This is a genomic window from Bacillus sp. 7894-2 (assembly GCF_002272225.1).
GTDB lineage: Bacteria > Bacillota > Bacilli > Bacillales > Cytobacillaceae > Cytobacillus.
On the sequence record NZ_NPDG01000111.1, the window covers coordinates 26,289 to 49,823 of the forward strand.

The 23,535-nt window shown below is 38.5% G+C and carries 29 protein-coding genes; 24 read left to right on the plus strand and 5 right to left on the minus strand.

Annotated features, from left to right (window positions below):
• The 6 genes from CHI10_RS16910 (at position 1) to CHI10_RS22770 (ending at position 3,176) form a co-directional block, all read left to right on the plus strand.
• The gene (locus tag CHI10_RS16910) at positions 1-402 is read left to right on the plus strand and encodes a VOC family protein (RefSeq protein ID WP_095245393.1); all 402 of its coding nucleotides are present in this window, start codon (positions 1-3) and stop codon (positions 400-402) included.
• A gap of 5 nt (positions 403-407) precedes the next feature.
• On the plus strand, positions 408-1,247 hold the full coding sequence (locus CHI10_RS16915; RefSeq protein WP_095245394.1) for an alpha/beta fold hydrolase: 840 nt from the start codon (positions 408-410) through the stop codon (positions 1,245-1,247).
• A gap of 13 nt (positions 1,248-1,260) precedes the next feature.
• Positions 1,261-1,731: a GNAT family N-acetyltransferase gene (locus CHI10_RS16920; protein WP_095245395.1), complete on the plus strand. Its 471-nt coding sequence runs from the start codon at positions 1,261-1,263 to the stop codon at positions 1,729-1,731.
• Positions 1,732-1,835: 104 nt separating this feature from the next.
• Positions 1,836-2,513, plus strand: a complete 678-nt coding sequence (locus CHI10_RS16925) for an NAD(P)H-dependent oxidoreductase (RefSeq protein ID WP_095245396.1) — start codon at positions 1,836-1,838, stop codon at positions 2,511-2,513.
• A gap of 109 nt (positions 2,514-2,622) precedes the next feature.
• The gene (locus CHI10_RS22765) at positions 2,623-2,856 is read left to right on the plus strand and encodes a hypothetical protein (protein WP_286137432.1); all 234 of its coding nucleotides are present in this window, start codon (positions 2,623-2,625) and stop codon (positions 2,854-2,856) included.
• Positions 2,853-3,176, plus strand: a complete 324-nt coding sequence (locus CHI10_RS22770; protein ID WP_286137433.1) for a hypothetical protein — start codon at positions 2,853-2,855, stop codon at positions 3,174-3,176. The genes CHI10_RS22765 and CHI10_RS22770 overlap by 4 nt, the downstream gene beginning before the upstream one ends.
• A 128-nt stretch (positions 3,177-3,304) precedes the next feature.
• Here the strand turns inward: CHI10_RS22770 and CHI10_RS16935 are convergent, their stop codons facing one another.
• Entirely contained in the window at positions 3,305-4,864 is a 1,560-nt protein-coding gene (locus tag CHI10_RS16935) for an IS1182 family transposase (protein ID WP_095245397.1), read from the minus strand.
• 149 nt (positions 4,865-5,013) lie between these two features.
• Here CHI10_RS16935 and CHI10_RS16940 point away from each other — a divergent pair, with 149 nt between their 5' ends.
• The 3 genes from CHI10_RS16940 to CHI10_RS16945 all read left to right on the plus strand — a co-directional run bounded on the left by CHI10_RS16940 (position 5,014) and on the right by CHI10_RS16945 (position 7,482).
• Positions 5,014-5,325 carry a hypothetical protein gene (locus tag CHI10_RS16940; RefSeq protein ID WP_095245398.1) on the plus strand — a complete coding sequence of 104 codons (312 nt, stop codon included), beginning with the start codon at positions 5,014-5,016 and terminating at the stop codon, positions 5,323-5,325.
• Positions 5,326-5,433: 108 nt separating this feature from the next.
• The gene (locus CHI10_RS22775; protein WP_286137434.1) at positions 5,434-5,811 is read left to right on the plus strand and encodes a toprim domain-containing protein; all 378 of its coding nucleotides are present in this window, start codon (positions 5,434-5,436) and stop codon (positions 5,809-5,811) included.
• Positions 5,812-5,841: 30 nt separating this feature from the next.
• Positions 5,842-7,482 carry a type IA DNA topoisomerase gene (locus CHI10_RS16945; protein ID WP_286137436.1) on the plus strand — a complete coding sequence of 547 codons (1,641 nt, stop codon included), beginning with the start codon at positions 5,842-5,844 and terminating at the stop codon, positions 7,480-7,482.
• Positions 7,483-7,876: 394 nt separating this feature from the next.
• Here CHI10_RS16945 and CHI10_RS16950 read toward each other — a convergent pair whose 3' ends face one another.
• Together CHI10_RS16950 and CHI10_RS16955 are read right to left on the minus strand one after the other, a co-directional pair.
• The gene (locus CHI10_RS16950) at positions 7,877-8,584 is read right to left on the minus strand and encodes a hypothetical protein (RefSeq protein ID WP_095245399.1); all 708 of its coding nucleotides are present in this window, start codon (positions 8,582-8,584) and stop codon (positions 7,877-7,879) included.
• Between the two features lie 25 nt (positions 8,585-8,609).
• Positions 8,610-9,110, minus strand: a complete 501-nt coding sequence (locus CHI10_RS16955) for a hypothetical protein (RefSeq protein WP_095245400.1) — start codon at positions 9,108-9,110, stop codon at positions 8,610-8,612.
• A 478-nt stretch (positions 9,111-9,588) separates the two neighbouring features.
• On the opposite strand from CHI10_RS16955, the gene CHI10_RS16965 reads away from it, so the two are divergent.
• Positions 9,589-10,320, plus strand: coding sequence for a hypothetical protein (locus CHI10_RS16965; RefSeq protein WP_095245402.1), 732 nt, complete (start codon positions 9,589-9,591; stop codon positions 10,318-10,320).
• Positions 10,321-11,004: 684 nt separating this feature from the next.
• Complete coding sequence (locus tag CHI10_RS16975; protein WP_095245404.1) at positions 11,005-11,286, plus strand: AbrB/MazE/SpoVT family DNA-binding domain-containing protein; 282 nt, start codon at positions 11,005-11,007, stop codon at positions 11,284-11,286.
• A gap of 133 nt (positions 11,287-11,419) precedes the next feature.
• On the opposite strand, the gene CHI10_RS16980 is transcribed toward CHI10_RS16975, so the two are convergent.
• Positions 11,420-11,821, minus strand: coding sequence for a hypothetical protein (locus tag CHI10_RS16980; RefSeq protein ID WP_095245405.1), 402 nt, complete (start codon positions 11,819-11,821; stop codon positions 11,420-11,422).
• A 40-nt stretch (positions 11,822-11,861) separates the two neighbouring features.
• Between CHI10_RS16980 and CHI10_RS16985 the strand changes: the two genes are divergently transcribed.
• From CHI10_RS16985 to modB, 6 genes are all read left to right on the plus strand, one after another.
• A complete protein-coding gene (locus CHI10_RS16985) occupies positions 11,862-12,236 on the plus strand; it encodes a hypothetical protein (RefSeq protein ID WP_286137437.1) in 375 nt (124 codons plus the stop codon).
• Between the two features lie 10 nt (positions 12,237-12,246).
• Positions 12,247-12,444, plus strand: coding sequence for a hypothetical protein (locus tag CHI10_RS22780; protein WP_286137438.1), 198 nt, complete (start codon positions 12,247-12,249; stop codon positions 12,442-12,444).
• A gap of 32 nt (positions 12,445-12,476) precedes the next feature.
• Positions 12,477-13,034 carry a hypothetical protein gene (locus tag CHI10_RS16990; protein ID WP_286137440.1) on the plus strand — a complete coding sequence of 186 codons (558 nt, stop codon included), beginning with the start codon at positions 12,477-12,479 and terminating at the stop codon, positions 13,032-13,034.
• A gap of 161 nt (positions 13,035-13,195) precedes the next feature.
• Positions 13,196-14,152: a magnesium/cobalt transporter CorA gene (corA, locus tag CHI10_RS16995; protein ID WP_095245406.1), complete on the plus strand. Its 957-nt coding sequence runs from the start codon at positions 13,196-13,198 to the stop codon at positions 14,150-14,152.
• 156 nt (positions 14,153-14,308) lie between these two features.
• Positions 14,309-14,830, plus strand: coding sequence for a GNAT family N-acetyltransferase (locus CHI10_RS17000; protein ID WP_095245407.1), 522 nt, complete (start codon positions 14,309-14,311; stop codon positions 14,828-14,830).
• Between the two features lie 217 nt (positions 14,831-15,047).
• The gene (modB, locus tag CHI10_RS17005) at positions 15,048-15,716 is read left to right on the plus strand and encodes a molybdate ABC transporter permease subunit (protein ID WP_095245408.1); all 669 of its coding nucleotides are present in this window, start codon (positions 15,048-15,050) and stop codon (positions 15,714-15,716) included.
• 33 nt (positions 15,717-15,749) lie between these two features.
• Here the strand turns inward: modB and CHI10_RS17010 are convergent, their stop codons facing one another.
• Positions 15,750-16,949, minus strand: coding sequence for an iron-containing alcohol dehydrogenase (locus tag CHI10_RS17010; protein WP_095245409.1), 1,200 nt, complete (start codon positions 16,947-16,949; stop codon positions 15,750-15,752).
• A 252-nt stretch (positions 16,950-17,201) separates the two neighbouring features.
• Here CHI10_RS17010 and CHI10_RS17015 point away from each other — a divergent pair, with 252 nt between their 5' ends.
• The 7 genes from CHI10_RS17015 (at position 17,202) to zupT (ending at position 23,486) form a co-directional block, all read left to right on the plus strand.
• Positions 17,202-17,630: a MarR family winged helix-turn-helix transcriptional regulator gene (locus tag CHI10_RS17015; RefSeq protein WP_095245410.1), complete on the plus strand. Its 429-nt coding sequence runs from the start codon at positions 17,202-17,204 to the stop codon at positions 17,628-17,630.
• An 88-nt stretch (positions 17,631-17,718) separates the two neighbouring features.
• The gene (locus CHI10_RS17020) at positions 17,719-18,657 is read left to right on the plus strand and encodes a ring-cleaving dioxygenase (protein ID WP_095245411.1); all 939 of its coding nucleotides are present in this window, start codon (positions 17,719-17,721) and stop codon (positions 18,655-18,657) included.
• A 21-nt stretch (positions 18,658-18,678) separates the two neighbouring features.
• Entirely contained in the window at positions 18,679-19,281 is a 603-nt protein-coding gene (locus tag CHI10_RS17025; RefSeq protein ID WP_095245412.1) for an alpha/beta hydrolase, read from the plus strand.
• 110 nt (positions 19,282-19,391) lie between these two features.
• The gene (gene wrbA / locus CHI10_RS17030; RefSeq protein WP_095245413.1) at positions 19,392-20,003 is read left to right on the plus strand and encodes an NAD(P)H:quinone oxidoreductase; all 612 of its coding nucleotides are present in this window, start codon (positions 19,392-19,394) and stop codon (positions 20,001-20,003) included.
• Between the two features lie 61 nt (positions 20,004-20,064).
• The gene (locus CHI10_RS17035; RefSeq protein WP_095245414.1) at positions 20,065-20,910 is read left to right on the plus strand and encodes a pirin family protein; all 846 of its coding nucleotides are present in this window, start codon (positions 20,065-20,067) and stop codon (positions 20,908-20,910) included.
• A gap of 165 nt (positions 20,911-21,075) precedes the next feature.
• Entirely contained in the window at positions 21,076-22,428 is a 1,353-nt protein-coding gene (locus CHI10_RS17040; RefSeq protein WP_095245415.1) for a glycosyltransferase family 2 protein, read from the plus strand.
• A 248-nt stretch (positions 22,429-22,676) separates the two neighbouring features.
• Entirely contained in the window at positions 22,677-23,486 is an 810-nt protein-coding gene (zupT, locus tag CHI10_RS17045; protein ID WP_095245416.1) for a zinc transporter ZupT, read from the plus strand.
• Positions 23,487-23,535 lie beyond the last annotated feature (49 nt).

Genomic DNA, 23,535 nt, shown 5'->3' on the forward strand with positions numbered 1-23,535 from the left:
ATGATTTATGAAATGACGATTCAATTCAGGGTGCTGGACATGAAAAAGGGATTGTGGTGGTACGAAACTTTGCTTAATAAAAAACCTGATTTCATTCCGCATGAAGGATTTGCAGAGTGGGAACTCATCACTGGGTGCTGGCTTCAGATAGCTGAGGGTACCCCCAGTATAGGAAGCGGTCCAATTAGACTGGGTGTGCCTGATCTTGAACAGGAACGTGAAAGGCTGATCACAGAATTAAAAATAACACCATTTGATATTCATACGAGGAAAGAAGTCCCTGTTAAGTGGGCAACATTCTCGGATCCCTGGGGAAATAGAATTGGATATTTTGAATATATCGCTAAGCATGAAAGGGAAACTCAAATAAAAAAGGTAATCAAAAATGGACTGGGGAGATGACAGCTATGGATCATCATTTTATAGAAAGAGAGGAAGGCTTTACCCTTCATTATCTGGAATGGATACCTGCATTCGAGAATGACAGCCTTCCAGTAATATGCATTCATGGGAACCTTTCAAATGGAAGAATGTTCAGGTGGATTGGGGAAAAACTTTCTCAAGGAAAATGGGGAAAACCAAGACGGGTCATTTCAATTGATTTAAGAGGGTGCGGGGACAGCGGTCTTCCGGAGACCGGCTTTACAATCCGGCATCTGGCCAGTGATATTGAGGCGGTTCTCCAGCACGCCGGAATTGAGATAGCACACTTTATTTCATTTTCCAGGGGAGTCCCGAATACTGTGCAATTTGCAGTAGATTATCCGGGCAAAATAAAGGGTTTTGTGGTCGGGGACTTTCCTGCAAAAAGCTTTGTTATGAAAAAGGAATGGGTTGAAAACCTAATCGCCAGATATAAAGTTCATCAGACATGGGAGGAGCTTTATCAGGCTATCTCCCCTAATCAGGAAATCAGCCCGGAAGAATTTGCAGAAAGAAAGGAAGAATTCTATGTGAAAAAAGTAGATGGAATTCACGCAAGGGTTCATAAAGATCTCCCCATAAAACTTCAGATGGATTCAGAGGATTTGGACTTAACGCACGGACTGGATCAAATTGAAGAGCCGGTCCTTTTATTGCGCGGAGAGGAAAAAGGCACTCTGATAAAGGAAGAAGAGGTGCAGGAATTTAGAAGATATCACCCTTCATTAAAAGAAGAATTGATTGCAGGGGCAGGACATTCCGTTTTTGATCCGAAAGAACAAACAGAAAGTATTTTCAAAGATTATTTTGCTAGCTTGACATAAATAGGAGGACATAATGAAGATTCGAAGTATAGACCATTCAGAGTCTCCGCCTATGAATCTGCTATTATTGGCAGATCCTTCAATTGAATTTATTGAGGATTATCTAAGTCGAGGGGAAATATATATTGCAGAACTAAACGGGGCAGTTGTCGGCGTTTATATCCTTCTTGCCACAAGGCCAGGAACCTGTGAGATAGTTAATATTGCCGTTAGTGAAAAACATCAGGGAGAGGGCATCGGCAGAAAACTTCTTCAGCATGCAATAGAGCTTGCTTTTGAAGGCGGAAATAAGACCCTTGAAATTGGTACGGGGAATTCCAGTATCGGGCAGCTGGCTCTTTACCAAAAATGCGGTTTTAGAATCACAGGGGTCGATAGAGATTTTTTTGTGCGGCATTACAAAGAAGATATTCATGAAAATGGAATTCATTGCCGGGATATGATCAGACTGTCTATGGATTTACAAAGAAAGTCCCCCAAATAATTAGAAACGGCAGTGAAAAGGACAAACTAAAAGCTGATTTCATGAATGTTGTGCTGTAATGTGTTACGTTAAAGTTAGAACAGTCAGAAAAGGAGTGTTTGGTTTTGCGTGAAAAGGAAACTTTAAAGGAAGACATTCTGAATGCCTATCAATTCAGGCATGCAACAAAGGAATTTGATCCAAATAAACATATACCGGAAGAAGATTTTCGATTTATATTGGAGACAGGCCGTCTGTCACCAAGTTCATTTGGTTTTGAACCATGGCGTTTTGTGGTTGTTCAGAACGAGGAGCTTCGTGAGAAAATTAAGAATGCCTCCTGGGGAGCATTCGGTAAACTGCCTGAATCAAGCCACTTTGTCTTAGTCCTGGCAAGAACGAAAAAAGATACAAAGTATGATTCCCGGTATCTGCAGGATCATTTTAGAAATACTCTGGAGATGCCGGAAGAAATGCTGGAAAAATATTTGCAGCGGATTGAGGAATTCCAGAAGTCTGATTTTGATCTTCTGGAAGGAGACCGACCTCTCTTTGATTGGGCCTGTAAGCAAAGCTATATCGCACTGGGGAATATGATGACTGCTGCTGCACAAATTGGCATAGATTCCTGCCCGATTGAAGGTTTTGACATTGAAAAAATGAATAAGCTTCTGGGTGAGGAAGGTCTTCTTGAAGATGGAAGCTTCGGACTGTCGGTAATGTGTGCATTTGGGTACAGAGTGAAAGACCCAAGGCCGAAAACACGCAGACCTTTCGATGATATTGTAAAGTGGATTGATTAGGAAAAGAGCTTGGACTCTTTTCCTTTTTGATTGTAAAAAAAGGAAATTGTAATTATAGCTAGAAAACTAATAAGAAATCAAATGCGCCCAATTAAGAAAGGAAGCCTTTATGAAGATAACAAAAGAAAGATTTGAGAACACCAGCAGATGGATAAAGAGAAATGCAAGACCGCTTGAATCAGCTTTATGGTCATACCATTTTGAGGATCGTAATGCTGAAGGGGCAATAAACTGCATTGAAGCTTTTCAGAATGACGACGGAGGATTCGGAATGGCATTGAACCTGATTTCTGGTCACCACACTCATCACCGATGGCTTCATGGGCAGCCGGACAAATATTGATGAACATTGAGGCAAAACCTGAGTTACAGGTTGTACAAAAGCTATTAAATTATTTAGAACACAGCTATATACATGAAAAGAATATGTGGCCATCAGTGATGCCTGCAAACAACGATTACCCACATGCTCCATGGTGGCATTGGACTGAGGGTGTTCAGGAAAATTGGTCTTATAATCCAAGTGCGGAGCTTGCCGGGTTCTTATTGCATTGGTCACTGCCAGGAAGCAGTGCTGCTGAAATAGGGTGGAGAACCGTAGTTGCATATTTAATGGAAGCTGATGAAATGGATAGACACGAAATCAACGAAATGGAAATCTAATTAAAAGGAGATAAAATGAGGCTGACTCAAAAGGTCGTTGAATGACGACTTTTTTGAGTCAGTTTTATTTTTTTGGATATTTTTCTCTATTTTTGAACAAATAATCAAAACTAGAGGGCCATTTCCCTCTAGTTTGTTTCCAATTTTATCGTGTTTTTTCTCCGTTCATCCCACTTTTTTAAGTTGTGGGCAACACAAATAAGACCCCAATCCGTGCTGTTTTTTGATAGGCCTCTTAGAGAAAAACGGCTAAATTTTCGGTTGTGTTTAATCTGTCCAAAGACTGGCTCGACATCAATTTTTCGATTTCTGTACTTTCGAGCACCATCTTCTGAGGCAAGTCTCTTCCTGACTTCCTCTCGCTGCTTTTGATTTCCGATGGAGACCTGAACGGTCTTTGTGTCTTTATCTTTAGCACAGGTTAATTGAAACGGACAGCCTTGACACTGGGTACAGCGATACGTTCTTTTAATTGATTCATATCCATTATCTGATTTTCTTTTAGACTCATATTGGAAAGTAAGGCGCTTGCCGTTCTTACAAATCCATTCATCCAACTCCGCATCGTAATCCATGTTTTCTATTCTTCCGACTTGTTCTTTCCATTTCCTCTTGGTTTCTTTATCAAATGTATTGTATTTAATGTAGGCTTCGATTTCTTCTTTTTCACAATAAGCGTAATTTTCTTCACTCCCATATCCAGAGTCGGCAATTATTGACTTGGGCTTGGGACGGTTATATTTATCCAGTACCTCCATATGGGGAATAAGGCAACCTGGATCTCCAGCACGCTGATGCAGGCTAAAACCAACAACGAACTGGTTTTCTGTCCCGATTTGCACGTTGTAGCCATGTTTCAACTGGCCGTTTTTCATATGATCCTCTTTCATCCGCATGAAAGTAGCGTCCTGATCTGTTTTAGAGTAGCTATTTCTCCCCTCAAAGGTCGATTTTTGCTGTTCATATTTTTGTTTTCTTGGCAGAAGGTCTTTTTCCAATTGGTTCTTTACTTTTTTTAAGGTCTTATTTTTCGGTTCCTTTTCTAAACGTTTCTCCAATTTTTTTACCGTTTCAGCTATTTTTTCTGAAGAAATCGGAGACTCTTCTAACTTCTCCATTAGATCTAATTCCTGTTCTGCCTCTTCGTCTTCCTCTGTAACCTGCTCAATCTGAAGGCTAAGCTGTTTAAATTTCTCATCCAATTTCCGATCATATTTCTCAGTCGATTTTCGCCAGACGAAGGTATACTTATTCGCATTAGCTTCTATTTTGGTGCCATCCAGAAAGTAATCCTCTAGTTTTACATATCCTTCTTCCCGCAAGAGGTCGACAATGGAAAAGAAGGTTTCATAAATGACATCTTTCATTCGTTCAGATCGGAACCGATTAATAGTGCGGAAATTGGGCTGCTGTTCACCTGAAAGCCACATGAAAATAATGTTTTCTGTTAGCTGTTTAGCGATTTGACGGGAAGAATAAATTCGGTTTGAGTAAGCATAAAGAATAATTTTCAACATCATCTGAGGGTGGTAAGGAGGACTTCCGCCTCCTGGATATAAAGATGAAAAGATAGTAGGATTCATCTGATCGACTGCGAAGTCGATCAAACGGGCAAGATGTTGTTGGGGGATTCGTACTTGAAGGTCCAATGGAAGAACTAGTTGTTTCGTGTTATACTCTCTATACATAAGAAAATCGTTCCTTTCACGTATGGTTTGTTGTGGTGACTTAATTATACCAAAAGTGAACGATTTTCTTATTTTTTTATGCAATCAAAAAGAGAGTGCCCAAAAGAAATACTTTTGGGACACCCCCTTGTTTTGGAGGAAGACAAACAATGATTAATTATATAAAAAATATATTTTTCAGGGATCGGGTTAAGAAACTAAATCTACTAGGATTTAGTACCTTTGTTAATGAGTATAAATATGATGAATTTAATGAAGTTGAATGCATGGCATTAAATGAAAAATTGGATTCAATAATAGAAGAATACAATTTAGGAAACGATGTTTATTTAAATCGTAAAACAATAAATATATCAGATTTAAGTGATAGTTTTACAAAAGCCCAAAGGGATTACTTGATATATTACCACCATCCATCCATGAAAATGAAATATTTATCTTTATTCTTTTTCTTACTTTAGTCCCAATAAAGAATCGGGTTTTTTTACGCAAGATGAGAAGCACATTATTGTTTCGTTAATTTCCGAAATTAAATACTTAAATACTACTGTTAAAAAGGAGATTGTAATATGAAGGAACTATTTGTTTGTGAAAAACCAAGTGTAGCGAGAGACTTAGCAGCAACCATTTCAGGAGGTTATAAAGAAGGGGAAGGACATTATATCGGAAACGATGGAAAACTTTATACATTCGCTTTTGGCCACCTGGTTAATTGTGTAAGTCCGGAATCTATAAACGAAGAATGGGGATGGAAGGGTAATGTTAACAAGCTGCCTTTTTTCATCAAGAATATTCCTTTAACTTTAATTGACAATCCAGGAGTCAAAAAGCAATACAGGACGATCACAGCCCTTATGAAACAATCAGATTTAGTTTATATTGCGACTGATGCTGGAAGAGAAGGAGAACACATCTTTCGAAAAATCTACTCGTTAAGTGGGGTCTAAAGACCTTTAAAGCGCATGTGGATTCAGGATATGACCAAGGAAGGGATTATCAAAGCATTCAAAAACGCTAAAGACGGATCACATTATGAAGGTTTAGCTGCGGCCGGAAAATTAAGAGAAGAATCGGACCTCCTTATTGGAATGAATAGTACCATGATGGTTACAAAATTAAGCAAAAGTCCTAAAGTACTTTCTTTAGGTCGGGTTCAGACTCCTACTCTGGCCATGGTAGTAAGGCGGGATAAAACTATAGAAAATTTCTCTAAGGTTGTTCATTATTCAATTTCTGCAACAGCTAAAAACGGAGCTAAATATGAGCTTGTATTGGATAAAGATACTCATTTAACGAAAGGGGCTGCACAATCCATTTTAAAAACTCTCGGAAGCCGTACGGCTTTTGATATGACTGTAAAAACAAAGGAAGAGAAGCCTAATAAATTGTTTGATTTAACTGAGCTTCAGAAGTTTATGAATGAAAAATATAAATGGAGTGCAAGCCATACATTAAGCACCACCCAAGCCTTATACGAAAAACAATATGTAACATATCCTCGTACTAGTTCGGAATACATTGCGAACGATTCGGAACTCCCTGAACTGCTTGAAAAACATTCTGGCCATGAATGGGTTCAAAACATTCTTTCAAAGGGGTATAAGATTGAATCTTCATTTGTAGATCCTTCGAAAGTAACAGATCATGAGACAATTATTATTACATCTAAAGTGGCCAGCAACCTTTCGGGGGATGAAGCAACACTATATAATGTGATTTTCACCAGATTTTTAGCAGCCTTTTATCCGTATGCTGTAAAAGAAGAAGCAACAGCTACTTTTTTAGATCAAGAATACACATTTAAGGCGAAAGAAACTGTACTAATTGAGCTTGGATGGAGAGAGCTTTATGGTGAATCTCTTCAGGAAGGTTCGTTGAAGAATTCTAGTTTAAGTGATGTAGGAGAATACTCTTTAATTCAAAAAGAAACAAAACCACCAAAGAGATATACTGAAGGAACTTTATTACATGATATGAAACACGCAGCTAAGTTCCTGGATCAAGCAGATGATAAAAAAATGATGAAAGCAGTTGAGGGGATTGGCACCACAGCAACTAGGGATAGCATTATCGAAAAGTTAGTGCAGCGTGGCTTTATTGAGAAAAAGAAAAACCAAATCATTTCAACAACACTTGGCCGAGAATTAATAGAAATGATGCCTGAAGATTTTTCCTTGTATAGTGTTAAGTTAACTGCATTTTTTGAAACAATGCTATCCCAAGTAGAAAAAGGAGAATTGAAAGAAGAAACCTTTTATGAAGAACTTGAAGGGCTTCTGAAACGAACTGCTGAAGAAATTAAAGGAAATGTAAAAACTCTTTCTTCAGCATCAAATCCAGCCAAAGAATCTGTTGCTATTTGCCCGAAATGCAAAAAGGAAATTTATGAAAATAGCAAAGGATACTCATGTTCAGGATATAAAGATGGGTGCAAAACAACTATTTGGAAAAATGGATTAGAGAAGTTAGGGAAAAAGACTATTACCAAAAATGAAGCTGATAAGCTCTTTTCTGGTAAAACCATTAAGGTGACACTGAAGTCAAAACAAGGAAAGTCATATAAGGCCGATGTGGTGTTCAATATGGATAAAAACTGGATTGAATTTGCAAATAAGTAAAGTAAATTGGTATTAACTTTTTTTGGAACTTATGTAGTTTGCCCTCAAGAAAAAAAGGCCATTAAGGTAGCCTAGTCGTGTTTGTAATAATTTGAACAGTAATCATCAAACTGAGTTAGAATTTATTTTTAAAGTAATATACTGCTGCTGGAATTAAGTATAAAAGAAAAAAGATAAGAGGTCCGAATAATATTATTGTTCCCAGAATTTCATTGGTATGTTCTTTTGCAAAATTAACTCCAAAAATTATGGCTAAAATAAAAAGAAAAAACCAAAGTTTATTCAAAAGACCACATCCTTTACTATCTTAATTTCTGGCTTAATTTAGAGGGTTTTTACATAATCAAAAACAGGAAGAACTTAAATAAGATAGTCCTTCCTGTTTTTGAAATAGCTATTTAGAGACTCCTAGTAGTAAAATTCTTTTAGAACTTACTTCTACAACAAAAGAAATTTGTTCATAAATTGTAGCTAGTAATCTAACAGCAAAATTGTTCAAAATGTTTTCATTAAATAAAAGTCTGTCAGGTTCTGTTCTGAAATTAGGATAACATTTTTTTAAAAAATGTATCAACTCAGTCTCTGAAGATTGTTCAGTGAGATTTAACGGTTCAATAAAATTATTATTCAATGTGTAAATCTCTTTTTCTCCAGTTTCCGGGACTACTTGTGAATAATCTTTTTTTTCAAACCCATTAAATGGACTAAAGTAAAGTCCTTTAACAAACAAGTTTAAATCATTATTATTAATTTGATTGGAAAATTGATGGATTGAAGATTCAATTGGATTTTCAAGATGAATAAATTTTAATTGTTCACCTGAATATAAGAATCTTACTTGTTTAAAGTGTTTAGTATAAAGGGTTAATTTCTTCATATCATAGCCTGAAGGATTCCAAATATACTCAGAAAGACTATTACTAAACACATAGTTTCTAGATAGTAATAGTTGCTCTACACTAGATAAAGTTCCGGTATTAGTTCTGATCTCAGAAGGAATTCTTTCTTTTTTGGTTATAGACTTAAAGTCCTTGTTTTCCATTTCGTTTGTTATAAAAATGGATGTATCCTGAGAATCTCGTTTAATTGCCCAATCCTTCATAGACCATTTTATCTCCCATTCTTATTTACTTGACTGTAAATTTTGTAGACCAAAATGTAGCTACATTATATGGAATATCGCTTTCATATCCGTATATATAACCATGGACACTTGCTTGGTAACTGCCTTTAGTTAAAACAGGATTTGTAACTAGCTCAACAAAAGTCTTTCCGTTAAGTCCGCGTACAGGAAGATTATAATATTTTGATAAAGTTTTAGTTCCATCTACTATTTTATAAAATCTTACAGTAAGTTGTCCGGAAGTTAAAGGTCTTGTAGAAACTAAGTCGATGTCACACTCTGCATATCCTGTAAGACCCTGGCAAGTTATTACACCGCCACCAATAATAGCATTAGGTTGAATATCACCATTTAAATTGGTTTCCAATTCGTTTTCATCTACTTGGGACTTCTCTAATGAAGAATCACTCTGTAGATTAGTGCTTGCAAAATTTAAACTTGGGAAAGACGTTAAAACTAGTAAAAGCGTTAGAAAAACAATTAAAGACTTCATAATTTTTCTCATGAGTTATCTCCCTTTTTAAAGTTTTTTCACAATATAATAATTCTATATATATATCCATTTTTCCTCCTAAATTCAGGAAAAAACATTTATGAGCGAAAGGTTGTAAAGGAATGCTAAAAAAAATTTATGTAGCTACGTTTGGTACAATCTTGTTTCTTTTTGCCCTGAATTATATTAATACCGAAATAGCAAAGGATAACTTCCTTCCTTTATTTGTGTTGTTTGTTATTACTGTGATTATATGGCTAGTTAGATGGATCAGATGGTCATTAAGGAGAAAACAAACAAGAAACTGACAGGGTTTATACCTTGTCGGTTTTTTTGATGTTCAGAAAACCCCCTAATTATAGGAGATTTGAATCATAGCACACAATCCCATAATTTTTACATTTTTATAAATTATTGGTATTTTTGGATAATTTAAGGTAAGATTAAAGTGTGTAAAAGTCATTGTCCACTAATCTAAGGGGGAAAAACTATGTTTAAAAAGACATTAGTATCATTACTTTCGGTTGCTGTATTACTAAGTCCAGTATCAAATGTTTTTGCCAACAGTAATGGAACTCAAGAAATTACTGACAAGAAGGCTTATTTAGATTCCTTGAAAAAGGAAGAAAAGCAATCTATTGAGGTTAGAGGAGAAAAATACGACGTTTATCAGTATCAACAAGCTGATGGATCTGTTAGAATGGAAGCGCATAGCCCTGAAGGCAATGTAGAAGCTTTTAAGTTGGATGACAACGTTTTATATGATGAAAATGGTAAGAAAGTTGCGACTTTCAATGAAGAGTATGTTCCGGAAAGTGAGGCATTAACGCCAGCTTCAAAAGAGACAGATAATGAAATAGGAATCATGGCATATCATGAATCGAAAACCTCTCCGTATCCAAGTAGCGACTATACAATAAATAAAGGTGCAACTTATGGTAATGTACAGCTGTCAACAAATATCAAAAACATGACAACTGGTGCTTTGGCTGTTGCTATAGGAGTAATTTCAACTGTTCTAGGGACTGTAATATCCTCCATGCTGATTGCTATTGCAATTGAAACTGACATTAATGCGTATGCTATATTCTACAAAAAGCAAAGATGGGATCATAAGAGTTTAGGTATTCTTGCTCAAGAATATTTTGTCACTATGTATTGGGATCCTAACCGTCAACACCAAGCTGGTACAACCAAAAAATACTATTTGCTCTATAGCTAAGACAATTAATTAATAATCTAGTAAATAATGACTTTTACACATTTTTTAAAGTGGAGGAGTAAGTGAAAATGAATGAAAATACCAATGAAACACAACTTAGCATTTACCATTCTCTCATTACAGTAGGTATCCTGTTTTTGATTATTTATTTAATCAAACAATCGACTGAAAACTCCTTCTTATATGCTGGATTGTTCTTTATTAGTAAAAGTGTAGTTGATGTTATATTTTACAAATTGGGTTTTACATTTAAAGGGTTCGGTATAAAGAAAATGCTTATTTTAAACAGTGTACTCTTATTGTTTTTTATTGTTTGGAGTTTTATGAAATAAGTATTAAATTTCTTATATTAGGCACTTTTGAATTAAATATTCTCTGATAATTAAAAAGTTTCCGGCATTATTTACTGAATCTTTCAGATTGTTGAAGACGTTGTAAACAACAATTAATAAAAACTGTTTTTGTTGTTATGTTAACCGAAACCTATTAAGTAGACACCAAGCAGCGATAAGATGACTTCGGTAAGCAGCCGGAGTCATCTTTTTTAAGTTCATATTGAATAGCGTCAGAATTAAGCGATCTTAGCATATGAAGTTTTTGTGAAATGTTGGCGATACACCTTATAATTAGTTTGCTATAATAATAAATATTTTGATGGATAGAGTTGGGAAAGGATGATTTTCAATGAAAAGCATTGGTGTGGTTAGAAAAGTTGATGAATTAGGAAGAGTTGTTCTTCCCATTGAATTACGCAGAGTTTTTAATATAGAAATAAAAGATCCCTTAGAGATCTTTGTTGAAAACGATAAAATAATTCTCCAAAAATATAACCCTGGTAAAGCTTGTGCTATAACCGGAGAAATCACACCTGAAAATAAGACCTTTGGAAACGGAGAATTAACTTTAAGCCCTAGAGGGATTGAAATGTTACTTCAAGAATTGAACGACTATCAATTACAGCGTTAATGTATAATCTGGTTGGTGTTTAAAAGAATTTTTAAAGCCTACGAAAAAATAAGCCAAATCCTTTTACCTAATAGGAATTTGGCTTTTGTCGTGTCAAATTTTGCTTACAACACAAAATTTTCGAAGTGCCCCCTTAAAGTTCTAATGAATTTTCTCTTGAGTATTCCTTTAATCGTACTTCAACTAGCTTTTCAAGGAAGTTATCAATATCTCTTTCAGATAACTTTCCTATAGGTCCTCTCAAATCTTCTGGATTTTCGATTTTGTATCTACTGTGGTATTCGAGCCGGATAATAGTTTCTTTCTTCATACCGGCTTCTTGAATGTCCCTGATAACTACACCATTTTTTCTATAGCGTGGTTTATCCATTTGGCCAGTTGTTTGGCAAGCATAAACAGAATCATCCAAAGGATCCTTAAATATTACAACCGGACGATATTTTCTTTTAAGTGGTTCAAGAAAATTTCCTTCGTTGTCTCTGTACTCTACGTACATAGTAAAACATTGTCCGGTTTCTAAATCCCTATCACTCATCTTTGTCTCCTAAAACAATTTTCAGCAGTTGATAAAGCTAATGTCTAAGCAGGAAACTGAATTTGATTCCAGAATTAATTGCACTCTCAAGCATACGGCTGACAAAGTGAATGCTCTTGCATACATAGCTGCCGGGAAGAACAAAGGAGATTGGGGATTAGGCTATACAGCCACTCCGTTGGATTTTGCTGAGCATCCTGAAGATTCTCTCTCTATGAAATTTGGATTGTTAATTGATGATAATCTTGATTTCTATATTGAGCAGATCTCAAAAGAAGGGACATGGGATATTTCCTGGAGCTGGGGACAATTTGATAAGGAATTCCAAGTTGCACGCAATCATTGGAAAGGAATACTTGCAGTTAAGCGATATAAAATATTGCATTCTTTTGGAAGGCTTGATTTTGATAAATGAGGTGAAAATTATGAATCTAGTGATGAAAAGGGACTTAGCTGAGAGGCTGGACCAGGCAGAGACAGATGTGCTGCACTCCAGATTGACAGCTATTAAAAAACGGGATGGAAACCCAATGGGCGTGGAGATAAAAAAATTTGGCCAGACAACCGCTTTTTTTTGCCAGGAATATTCCGGGTCCAACCTTCAATCTCGTAAAGGGGTTTAAGGAAGCCGATACCGAAGTTCTTGACCAAATAGTTGATTTCTACCAGGGAAAAGGGATTCCCATTCGATTGGAGATCACACCGTCAAACGGATCATCAAAAAGGATTTTATCAATGTGATTTCCATACCACTCTGTTTGCGGAGCCATCAGATCTTAAGGATCTTCCCATTCATGCTGGTATTTATATACGCAGGATGCAAAGAAAGGATTTTGGACTTTTCGGTGAGGTTTATACAAAGGGATTTGGCATGCCAGGATTCCTTAGCCAGGGGATAGCTGAAAATAATGAGGTGCTTCATGGCAATGAAAAATGGGTCTTTTACCTCGCTTTTGTAAACAGCGAACCAGCTGGAATAGGTGTCATTTTCATGGAGGAAGGGGTGGCAAATCTTGCCGCTGCGGCTGTTTTGCCTTCTTTCAAAAACAGGGGAGTCCACAGTGCGCTTATTCAAGACCGAATCTCCCAGGCGATTACAAATGATGCCGAGCTGGTGACTGGTCAGGCAAGGTTTGGTTCGGTAAGCCAGAATAATATGGAAAAAGCGGGTATGAAAATTGGATACACAAAAGCAATTTGGATCAGGGAATAAAAACATGCATGGTCTGACTTGAATCGGAAAAGTATTTTCTTGTTTAACAGAGCAAGGTGAAGAGGTAAATAATAAATATCCAGTGGAAGAGTCTTCATTAGGATATCGGTATCAAAAGTGGAAAAAATACGTTTACAGAATGGAAAGACTAGGAGACAATCATGATTAGAATACAAGCTGTTAATAAAAAAAATGAACTGCAGAAAGATATTACATTTGAGCGGCTGAAAGCAGAGTGGGAAAGTTATAAGTGGTTTTGGGTTGATTTTGATCAGCCAACCGAGGAGGAAACTGCTGAGCTCGATAAGACTTTTCATTTTCACCCCCTGGCAATAGAGGATTGTGTTGTCAAACTCCAGCGCCCCAAAATGGACTATTATGAAGACTATAGCTTTTTTGTCACCCATAGCCTAAATCATATTAACGAAGATAAACAGGAAATTAACTTTTTTATTGGTTCAAATTACATAGTATCCTACCATCATGACCTCTCCAGGGAAATGGATGATGTCTGGGAAAGGCTGAGCTTGAGTAAGAAGATTAGTAAATGGGACCCTTACCTGGTCATGTACCATATCATTGATAAAATAGTGGATAATTACTTTCCCATCGTTTATCAGCTGGAAGATCGTTTGAGTCTCATTGAAGACAACCCAAATGATGAAACGATGGAAGAATTATTGGAGAAGTTATTTGATATCCGCCATCATTTATTGCAGATAAGATATACAGTCATTCCGATGCGGGATTTAATATACCGTGTCATTAATTCCCATAGGCTTAAAGGCGTAAAGGAAAGATACGAATACTTTGCTGATATTCATGACCACTTATTGAAATTGACTGAAATGATTGATGAAAACAGGGAATTGACAACCGATATCCGTGACAGTTATTTATCGATCAACTCCCATCAGACAAACCGGGTAATGAGAGTTCTTACCGTGATAACCACCATATTTATGCCATTAACCTTCATTGCGGGAATTTACGGAATGAATTTTGAAAACATGCCGGAATTAACATGGAAATATGGATACTTTGAAACGCTGTTATTAATGTTTATTATTGCCTTAGGCATGTTTTGGTGGTTTAAGAAGAAGGGCTGGTTTCGATAAAGCATAATGAAAGCTTTGCGTGAAATTTTTGGCAGAGCTTTTTTTTGTTTTGTTTTGAGGAAGGGAGGAGAACTTTTTACTTATATGGAATGTTAATGTATTAGATTCGCCAGAAGTGGACAGGTTAGATAAATTAAAAGAAACGGGTGAACGGGAATGGATATTTTCGAGGTTAAATCCATTGAAGGATACAAAAAAGAGCTGTCCAAACTATTAATTGAGGTGGTAAATGAGGGAGCATCAATAGGGTTTCTGCCCCCGCTTGGTCAAGCTAAGGCAGAGGAATATTGGGAGGGTTTATTAAAAAACAAAGATATGGTTTTGTTTTTAGCTGTAATGGATGGGAAAGCTGCCGGAACAATCCAGCTCCATTTATGCCAGAAAGAAAATGGAAGCCATCGTGCGGAGATTGCAAAATTAATGACTGACCCCTCCATCCGCAGAAAGGGTTTGGGACGATTGCTATTAAAAGCGGCAGAAGATAAAGCGAAGCAGGAGGGCCGAAGCCTGCTTGTGCTTGATACTAGAGAAGGTGATGTTTCCAATATCCTTTATCAATCAGCAGGATATATTAAAGCAGGCATCATACCAGGCTTCGCACAGTCTGAACAAGGCAATCTGGAGGCAACAGTGATTTACTATAAAAATCTGATCCGTGACACAAAAACTTCAAGATAATAGAATGCTGCTCTTAATTTTTCATTTATAATGATTAGGTATATTATATTTAACAGATGTATTTTTATTTATAAAGGAGTTTATATGATTATTTTCAATCAGCTGGGAGTATTAAAAAAGAGTAATAACCGGGATACGAAACAGCTTTTCTACAGATTTATGCAAGCTGAACAAGGAATGTCTAAAATGGAGCCATACGGTTTTTTTACCTGCTGAAATGATTCAATCCGAATACTTTTGGTCACCGGTTAAACTCTCACTGGAAATTGCCTCTATATCGCTTCTCGCTGTTTTAGTAATAGGGGTTTTAGCTGCAAAACTGATGGCAAATCGGACGTTTAAAGGCCAGGCAATTATAGATACTTTGCTGCTTTTGCCATTGGTCCTTCCGCCTTCCGTTGTAGGATTTTTGCTTATTGTGGTTTTTGGAAAGCAATCTTTCGTCGGACGAGGGATTGAATCGCTGTTTAACGGGCCAGTCATATTCACGTGGTGGGCTGCTGTTATTGCAGCGGCCGTTGTAGCCTTCCCTCTGATGTATCAATCTGCCAGGGCTGGTTTTGAATCCATTGACAATGAGGTTGAAGACGCCTCTAGAGTCGATGGTGCATCAGATTTAAAGGTTTTTCTGCATGTAACGATGCCGCTGGCTTCTAAAGCTATCATGACAGGAGCAATATTAAGCTTTGCAAGGGCAATAGGAGAATTCGGTGCCACATTAATGTTTGCAGGCAATATTCCCGGAAAGACACAAACACTTCCCACCGCGATCTACGTTGCTATGGATTCAGGAGATATGGAACTGGCTTGGATGTGGGTTTCAATTATATTACTGATTTCAACTTCCATGCTTGTGTTCATGAATTTTATAAAAAAACGGTTTTAGAAAGGCAGATTGCAGTCAAATGCAACCTGCCTCTTACTCTTTTATCAGCTGGTACAGTCTAAACATATCATCTCTGCTGAAGATTTTCGGAACAGGATACAGGGGATTTGCTTCCTTTAAGGCACGTTCAGCCATGATTGGAATGTCCCTGTCTTGAATTCCGCTCACTTTTGGCGGAATCCCCATGCTGCTGTTTAGGGATTTTATGCTAAGAATAAAATTTCGGGCATTTTCTTCAGCCGAATCTGTCGCATTGCCGATACGTGCGGCCACTGCCAGCTCAGCCAAAGGATCCCATACTGTCTCTCCATAATGCTCCAGGACATATGAAAGGATGACGGCATTTGCCAAACCGTGAGGGACCGAATAAAAACCTCCGAGTGTATGGGCAATAGCATGAACATTGCCAACGTAGGCCCTGGTGAAAGCCAGTCCTGCAAGATAAGCAGCTTTCTGCATATTGGCTCTTGCCGTCAGATTTTCTCCATTCTTGTATGTTTCATAAAGATTATTATAAATGAGCCGGACTGCATCAATGCTGAATTTTCTAGTCTCTGCTGTATTGCTTCTGCCAATGTAGGCTTCGATGGCATGGGTTAGTGCATCCATACCGGTTGCAGCTGTTATATGAGGAGGCATTTGTAAAGTAATCAACGGGTCAAGAACAGCATAATGCGGGATTAAGTTCAAATCAATGATCGCATATTTCTCGTGTGATTCGCTGTCAGTAATGACCGCAGCAACAGTGGCTTCACTTCCAGTACCTGCTGTGGTCGGGACTGCAAAAATGGGAGGGAGCTTTTTTCTAACCTTAAATTGGCCTTTCATTTGTGAAATGCTTTTCTCTGGCCTCACAACTCTTGCACCAACTCCTTTGGCGCAATCAATCGGAGAACCCCCGCCAAAAGCTATAATCCCCTGGCAATCCTTTTTTTTATATACGTCAAGTGCTTCTTCTATATTCGTAATTGTAGGATTTGGAATGGTTTGATCATATATATAAAACTCAATGCTCTTTTTCTGTAAATTTAACAGCAAACCATTCATTAGGCCAAGAGCACTGATGCCGCTGTCAGTTACAATCAGAATTCTGCTGATGTCATTCTTCTTAATTACATCCGGAAGCTTATCCAGGCTATTGGCGCCTTCTAATAATTCCGGTTCCCGCCATGGCAGAAAAGGCGATGCCAGCTTGAAGGTTTTTTGAACCATTCGGCAGTATGCATTATACATTCCCTCACCCCTTGAATTTATCGGAAAATTCCAACATTATAAATCATATATACCTTTATGTTAAAGAAGAAGTCAATATGCTGAATGATTTAAAATGGCCGGTGTTTAATAATGTGAAAAACACTCGGCTAAATTAAAACAGCTGACTGAAGAAAGAGGTCTTCAATCCAGAAGATTGACACAATCAGAAATGTATTTTATAATTATCTCGAAATCAAGATAAATTAATTTGAGGTATTGGCAGGTGATAATATGAAAAGGTCGTGCCCTAATCCGGCCTTCCTGATTCTCATGCAGACATCCAAATCCATTCATGAATGCATAAAGGACAGTATCACCAAATTTAGCCTTAGCATGACCGAGTTTGCAGTGCTGGAAGCTCTATACCACAAAGATATGCAAACGATACACGAAATTGGTAAGAGGATATTAATTACGAGCGGCTCGATGACTTATGTAATTGATAAGCTTGTGGAAAAGGGATATGCAAAACGGAACGCATGTCCTAATGACCGCCGGGCGATTCATATTGGTTTAACTGACAAAGGAAATAAGTTATTGGAAGAGATTATGCCGAAACACCAGCAATGGGTTAATACATTTTTTGAAGAACTGAATTCAGCTGAGCTGGATCATTTAGTAAATTTACTTGAAAAAGTTAAAAAACGAACAGAGAGTTAAATCTAATATCTTGAATTAAAAATATTTGAATTGAAATGAGTTTTATTGGCTGAATTTAGGATACATTAAATAGGAAGAGGTGTTTACAGTGGGCAGAAAAACTAGTGGGATCCATCATATCACTGCCATCGTCGGCCATCCGCAGGAGAATGTCGATTTTTATGCAGGAGTACTGGGTTTGAGAATGGTCAAGCAGACCGTAAATTTTGATGACCCCGGCACTTATCATCTCTACTTTGGCAATGAAGAAGGAAAGCCGGGGACAATCATTACTTTCTTTCCATGGGCGAATGCTTTCCAGGGAGTCATAGGGGATGGCCAGGTTGGGGTAACCTCCTATGCCATTCCCATGGGTGCCCTTGGATTTTGGCAAGACAGATTTGAGAAGTTTAATATTTCTTACACAATGGAAAAAAGATTCGGAGAAGAGTCGATTAAGCTTCTTGATCCACATGGCCTTGTATTAGAAATGGTAGAAAGAGAAGAGGGAGAGATGAATACATGGTCTTTTGGAGGCATCACTCCTGATGCTGCAATAAAGGGTTTTGCTGGAGCGACACTATATTCAACCCAGCCTGAGCAAACGGCACATTTGCTTGAAACAGTTATGGGCCTTGAACGCATTGGGGAAGAGGGAGAAATGATCCGGTTCCAATCCACTGCCCGGATCGGCAATGTCATTGACCTGAAAAAAACTTCCGGCAAGCGCGGCCAGATGGGTGTCGGCACAGTCCATCATATCGCCTGGCGGGCAGAAGATGACGAGGATCAATTGGAGTGGCAGGAATATGTGAGATCAAATGGATATGGTGTGACGCCAGTCAGGGACCGGAATTATTTTAATGCCATTTACTTTCGGGAGCAAGGGGAACTTCTTTTTGAAATTGCAACCGACCCACCTGGATTTGCGCATGACGAATCACCTGGGAAAATGGGAGAGAAGCTGATGCTTCCAGAACAATATGAGGATATGAGAAATCACATCGAGCGGAAACTAATCCCAATTGAAGTTAGAGAATTGGATTAAAAAGAAGAGGGGGAAGATACTTTGAAACATATTTTTCAAAAAGGAAAAGATGCTTCTAAACCTGTGTTATTGCTGCTTCACGGAACAGGAGGTACAGAAACTGACCTGCTTCAGCTTGCAGGGCATATTGATCCTGAGGCATCTGTCCTTAGTGTGCGGGGAAATGTGCTGGAACATGGTATGCCGAGGTTTTTCCGGAGACTGGCAGAAGGTGTCTTTGATGAAGAAGATTTGATTTTTCGCACTAAAGAATTAAACGATTTTTTAGATGAAGCTGCACAGAAATATGAATTTAAACGTGAAAACATAGTGGCAATTGGCTATTCGAATGGAGCTAATATTGCAGGAAGCTTATTATTCCATCATAAAAACTCATTAAGAGCGGCGATTCTGCATCATCCGATGGTTCCAAGGCGTTGTGCTGAATTGCCTGATCTTAGCGGAACATCGGTATTTATCGCTGCAGGAACCAATGACCCGATTTGTCCTGCAGAAGAATCAACTGATTTACAGTCTTTATTGGAAAGTGCAGGAGCGAAAGTCGAGCTTCACTGGGAAAGTTTTGGACACCAATTAACCATGGGTGAAGTTCAGGCTGCAGCCCGCTGGTATAAACAAATATAAAACTAGTTAATGAAATGAATTAAAGGGAAGAGAATGAAAGAATAGGCGGTGCTGATATGGGTATCCTATCAAGGTTATTTGGAAATTCAACTAAAAAGGAGACGATTCATATGGAAAATGTGAAATTGGCCGTAATTTTTTACAGCATGGGCGGAACAAACTATCAATTGTCTAAATGGGCGGAGGAAGGCGGCAAAGAAGCTGGTGCGGAAGTTAAAGTTTTTAAGGTTCCAGAATTGGCACCGCAATCTGCAATTGAAGGCAATCCTGTATGGAAAGCTACTGTTGAGGCAACAAAGGATGTGCCTGAAATTAAGCCGGACGATCTTGAATGGGCAGATGCCATTATATTCAGCGTGCCGACCCGTTTCGGCAATATGCCTTCCCAAATGAAACAGTTCATTGATACAACTGGCGGTCTTTGGGCGAAAGGGAAGCTTGCTAATAAGGCAGTAAGTGCAATGACATCAGCCCAAAATCCGCATGGGGGCCAGGAAGCAACTATCCTTTCCCTTTATACTACAATGTACCATTGGGGAGCGATTGTGGCTGCTCCTGGATATACAGATCCGGTTCTCTTCGGAGCAGGCGGCAATCCGTATGGAATCAGCGTAACGGTTGACCAGGATGGGAAAATGATTGAAGATGTGAAGGAAGCTGTTAAGCATCAGGCGAAAAGAACCGTCACAGTTGCTGGGTGGATTAAAAAAGGTAATCAGTAATTACAGATGGAGCAATTGTTTTTCAATTGCTCCCTTTACATGTAAAGGGGAGAAATGGCGTATGGAAAATGAGGAAATTACTAAGCGGAAAATTGTTTCAATCAGGAAAGTAAATCTGCAGGAACATAGCCCCATTCATGCAGCAGGCCCTGTGATAGAACCAGGGAAGTGGGAAAAATTTGACCCATTCCTTTTGATGATGGAAGATAAATTTCAAAAGGGAGCGTTTGACGTACATCCGCATCGCGGGATTGAGACAGTAACTTATGTCATCGAAGGCGCCATTGAGCACTATGACAGTCATTCCGGTGAGGGCGGTGTGTTAGGCCCTGGAGATGTACAATGGATGACAGCTGGCAGCGGTGTCGTCCATAACGAAGTGCCAACAGAAGGAATAACTGCCCATTCGCTGCAGCTGTGGATCAATCTTCCCAGCGAGAAAAAAATGACAGCACCAAGATATCAAAATCTTAAAGGCAGTGAAGTTCCTGTCAGAGAGGAAGAGGGCGTTACTATTAAAGTCTTTTCCGGATCCTCCAAAGGGGTTGTATCTCCTGCCTTAAATCATGTGCCTGTTACGATGATTGAAGCAAGGATGAAAAGAGGCGCGGCAGCCTCGCAGGACCTGCCTGGAAGCTACAAAGGCTTCATCTATATTTTAGAAGGCAGCGGGGTTTTTGGAGAAAATGAAGTCAATGCAGCAAAAGGCCAGGTCCTTGAATTGGGAGATGGCGGGAACGCTGGAAGCGAAATTTTCGTAAAAGCTGAAGAGCCTTTGCGCTTTTTACTATATGCAGGCGAGCCAGTCAAAGAACAGGTTGTGGCACGTGGACCGTTTGTCATGAATACCGAAGAAGAAATACGGACGGCGTATAAGGAATATATGAATGGTACCTTTCTAAGGTAAGATACGGGTGAGGAGCAGTCTAAGGCTGCTCTTTTTTGCGGGAGCAATGCTTCAGACATTCAAAAAAGAAGACATTCTGCCTTGAATACTTGTATAAATTACCAGGTTACTTAAATGATAAAATACTATATTTTTTAATTAACTATATTCATTGAAGGTGAGCTTATGGTGCCGAGTTCTAAACCTGCAGATCCAGTCATAAATCGCAGGAGAAAAAAAGTTTATCTATCCATAAATAAGAAATTTGTCATTAGTCACCTGATTTCTATATTATGGATGGCTTTCTCTATATATATCTCACTGCCCTGGCTGAAGGATTTAGCAGAAATTGTCACATACCCGATCAGCATTCTTATTATTGGAGGTATTGCCTATGTACCGGGCTATATGAATGCCTTTCTGGTAATGAGTCTGCTTTTGGACAAGCAGCCATCTTTTAAAAATTCGGATCCTGATAAGGAAGTGACATTGCTGGTAGCTGCCTTCAATGAAGAAAAAACAATCTTTCAAACGTTAAGCTATGTGGCGAGCCAGGACTATCAAGGGAAGATTAAGGTAATCGTTATAGACAATCGTTCTACAGACAATACGCAAAATGAAATAGTAAGAGCTCAAAAAGAGCTTAACCTTACGATTGATACTTTGAAGGAACCTAATACCGGAAAATTCCATGCATTAAATAGAGGTCTTCAGCATGTGACAACAGAGTATGTTATCACACTTGATGCAGATACCCTGCTGCATCCTTCAGCAGTCCGCTTTTTAGTATCGCGCATGGAAAGCAGTCCTGAAGAGGTGTGTGCGGTAGCAGGCTCCATGCTTGTGCGCAATAGCCGTGAAAACCTTTTGACTAAAATACAGGAGTGGGACTATTACCTGGGTATAGCTTCAATAAAGAGGCTGCAGGGGTTATATCAGGGAACACTGGTTGCCCAAGGTGCTTTCAGTTTATACAAAACAGATGCAGTCCGTCAGGTAAATGGCTGGCCCGATGCCATTGGTGAAGATATCGTATTAACATGGAGACTGCTTCAAAAAGAATGGAAAGTGTACTTTGAGCCTCTGGCTGCAGCTTTTACCGATGTTCCTTCCTCTTTATCTCACTTTGCAAAGCAAAGGTCGAGGTGGGCAAGGGGAATGATTGAAGGCCTGAATGAAATTAAGCCATGGAATCAGCCGCAAATTTACACAAAATACTTAACAGGCGTTAACCTGGTAATGCCATATCTGGATATGGTGTATACTTTCTTCTGGATTCCGGGATTGATGCTTGCGTTCTTCGGTTATTTCTGGATAGTTGGACCGATGACCTTGTTTGTCCTGCCGCTTACCATTTTAAGCTACGGTATCTTATATATATATCAAAAGCATTATGTGTTTAAAAATCTGAACCTGAAAGTCAGAAAAAATATTTTAGGATTCTTAACGTTTATCCTTATCTATCAAATGATAATGTCGCCCATATCTGTATGGGGATACCTTCAGGAGCTTTTTCAATTAAAACGTGTCTGGGATTAATCCTTCGCTGCAATAAAGAGCGAAGGTTTTTTATTTTTTAATGCACATTTTCCTCATTTATTCTTATAATATTGAAGAAAAAATAATCGAATAGTCCTTTTTTATTGCTTTTGGTTTGGGTTGGAGATAAAATGTTTACCAAAGTAAACTTTTTAAGTTAGGCGCATATACTTATTGATATATATTTTTTTAATGCAAAAGTTGCCCTGGAGAAACTTTTTGGCAATAGAGAAAAAGGAGAGAGTGTAATGTCGCAGGAAGTATTATTTGCATTGGGTCTAACATTGTTTGCCGGCTTAGCGACAGGTATTGGCAGTTTAATGGCTTTTTTTACTTCTAGAACGAATACGAAGTTTTTATCATTGGCACTTGGCTTTTCCGCAGGTGTGATGATTTATGTCTCCATGATTGAGATCTTTGTAAAAGCCAAAGATGCACTTGTAGGAGCACTAGGTCAAGTAAGCGGCAACTGGGCAACTGTTGGAGGTTTTTTTGGGGGGATACTCCTTATTGCATTAATTGACCGGTTTATTCCTAAAAAGGATAATCCCCATGAAGTGAGGACGGTTGAAGAAATGAATGAATCCGGAAATGCCGTCAAGGATCCGGCACTCTTGAAAATGGGAACCTTTGCGGCATTGGCGATTGCGATTCATAACTTCCCGGAAGGAATTGCAACATTTACTTCTGCACTCCAGGATCCTTCACTTGGAATCGCCATTGCGGCGGCCATTGCCATTCATAATATACCGGAGGGAATAGCTGTCTCAGTTCCTGTCTATTATGCCACAGGAAGCAAGAAGAAAGCTTTTAAGCTCTCATTTTTATCAGGACTGTCTGAGCCGATTGGCGCAATAGTGGCCTACTTGATTTTAATGCCATATTTAAACGATGTCATGTTTGGTGTCATTTTTGCTGCAGTTGCCGGAATAATGGTGTTCATTTCTCTTGATGAATTATTGCCGGCTGCCAAGAAGTATGATGAAGCCCATACATCCATTTATGGTTTAGTTGCAGGAATGGCCGTCATGGCTCTCAGTCTGCTGCTGTTTATATAACAAAAAAGCAGTCTCCCAAACTGGTGCATGTGAGGGAGGCTGCTTTTTT

Coding starts and splice junctions, on each gene's coding strand:
- CHI10_RS16910 (WP_095245393.1), top strand. CDS start 1: ATGATTTATGAAATGACGATTCAATTCAGGGTGCTGGACATGAAAAAG.
- CHI10_RS16915 (WP_095245394.1), top strand. CDS start 408: ATGGATCATCATTTTATAGAAAGAGAGGAAGGCTTTACCCTTCATTAT.
- CHI10_RS16920 (WP_095245395.1), top strand. CDS start 1,261: ATGAAGATTCGAAGTATAGACCATTCAGAGTCTCCGCCTATGAATCTG.
- CHI10_RS22765 (WP_286137432.1), top strand. CDS start 2,623: ATGAAGATAACAAAAGAAAGATTTGAGAACACCAGCAGATGGATAAAG.
- CHI10_RS16935 (WP_095245397.1), bottom strand. CDS start 4,864: ATGTATAGAGAGTATAACACGAAACAACTAGTTCTTCCATTGGACCTT.
- CHI10_RS16940 (WP_095245398.1), top strand. CDS start 5,014: ATGATTAATTATATAAAAAATATATTTTTCAGGGATCGGGTTAAGAAA.
- CHI10_RS22775 (WP_286137434.1), top strand. CDS start 5,434: ATGAAGGAACTATTTGTTTGTGAAAAACCAAGTGTAGCGAGAGACTTA.
- CHI10_RS16945 (WP_286137436.1), top strand. CDS start 5,842: ATGACCAAGGAAGGGATTATCAAAGCATTCAAAAACGCTAAAGACGGA.
- CHI10_RS16950 (WP_095245399.1), bottom strand. CDS start 8,584: ATGAAGGATTGGGCAATTAAACGAGATTCTCAGGATACATCCATTTTT.
- CHI10_RS16955 (WP_095245400.1), bottom strand. CDS start 9,110: ATGAGAAAAATTATGAAGTCTTTAATTGTTTTTCTAACGCTTTTACTA.
- CHI10_RS16965 (WP_095245402.1), top strand. CDS start 9,589: ATGTTTAAAAAGACATTAGTATCATTACTTTCGGTTGCTGTATTACTA.
- CHI10_RS16975 (WP_095245404.1), top strand. CDS start 11,005: ATGAAAAGCATTGGTGTGGTTAGAAAAGTTGATGAATTAGGAAGAGTT.
- CHI10_RS16980 (WP_095245405.1), bottom strand. CDS start 11,821: ATGAGTGATAGGGATTTAGAAACCGGACAATGTTTTACTATGTACGTA.
- CHI10_RS16985 (WP_286137437.1), top strand. CDS start 11,862: ATGTCTAAGCAGGAAACTGAATTTGATTCCAGAATTAATTGCACTCTC.
- CHI10_RS22780 (WP_286137438.1), top strand. CDS start 12,247: ATGAATCTAGTGATGAAAAGGGACTTAGCTGAGAGGCTGGACCAGGCA.
- corA (WP_095245406.1), top strand. CDS start 13,196: ATGATTAGAATACAAGCTGTTAATAAAAAAAATGAACTGCAGAAAGAT.
- CHI10_RS17000 (WP_095245407.1), top strand. CDS start 14,309: ATGGATATTTTCGAGGTTAAATCCATTGAAGGATACAAAAAAGAGCTG.
- modB (WP_095245408.1), top strand. CDS start 15,048: ATGATTCAATCCGAATACTTTTGGTCACCGGTTAAACTCTCACTGGAA.
- CHI10_RS17010 (WP_095245409.1), bottom strand. CDS start 16,949: ATGTATAATGCATACTGCCGAATGGTTCAAAAAACCTTCAAGCTGGCA.
- CHI10_RS17015 (WP_095245410.1), top strand. CDS start 17,202: ATGAAAAGGTCGTGCCCTAATCCGGCCTTCCTGATTCTCATGCAGACA.
- wrbA (WP_095245413.1), top strand. CDS start 19,392: ATGGAAAATGTGAAATTGGCCGTAATTTTTTACAGCATGGGCGGAACA.
- CHI10_RS17035 (WP_095245414.1), top strand. CDS start 20,065: ATGGAAAATGAGGAAATTACTAAGCGGAAAATTGTTTCAATCAGGAAA.
- CHI10_RS17040 (WP_095245415.1), top strand. CDS start 21,076: ATGGTGCCGAGTTCTAAACCTGCAGATCCAGTCATAAATCGCAGGAGA.
- zupT (WP_095245416.1), top strand. CDS start 22,677: ATGTCGCAGGAAGTATTATTTGCATTGGGTCTAACATTGTTTGCCGGC.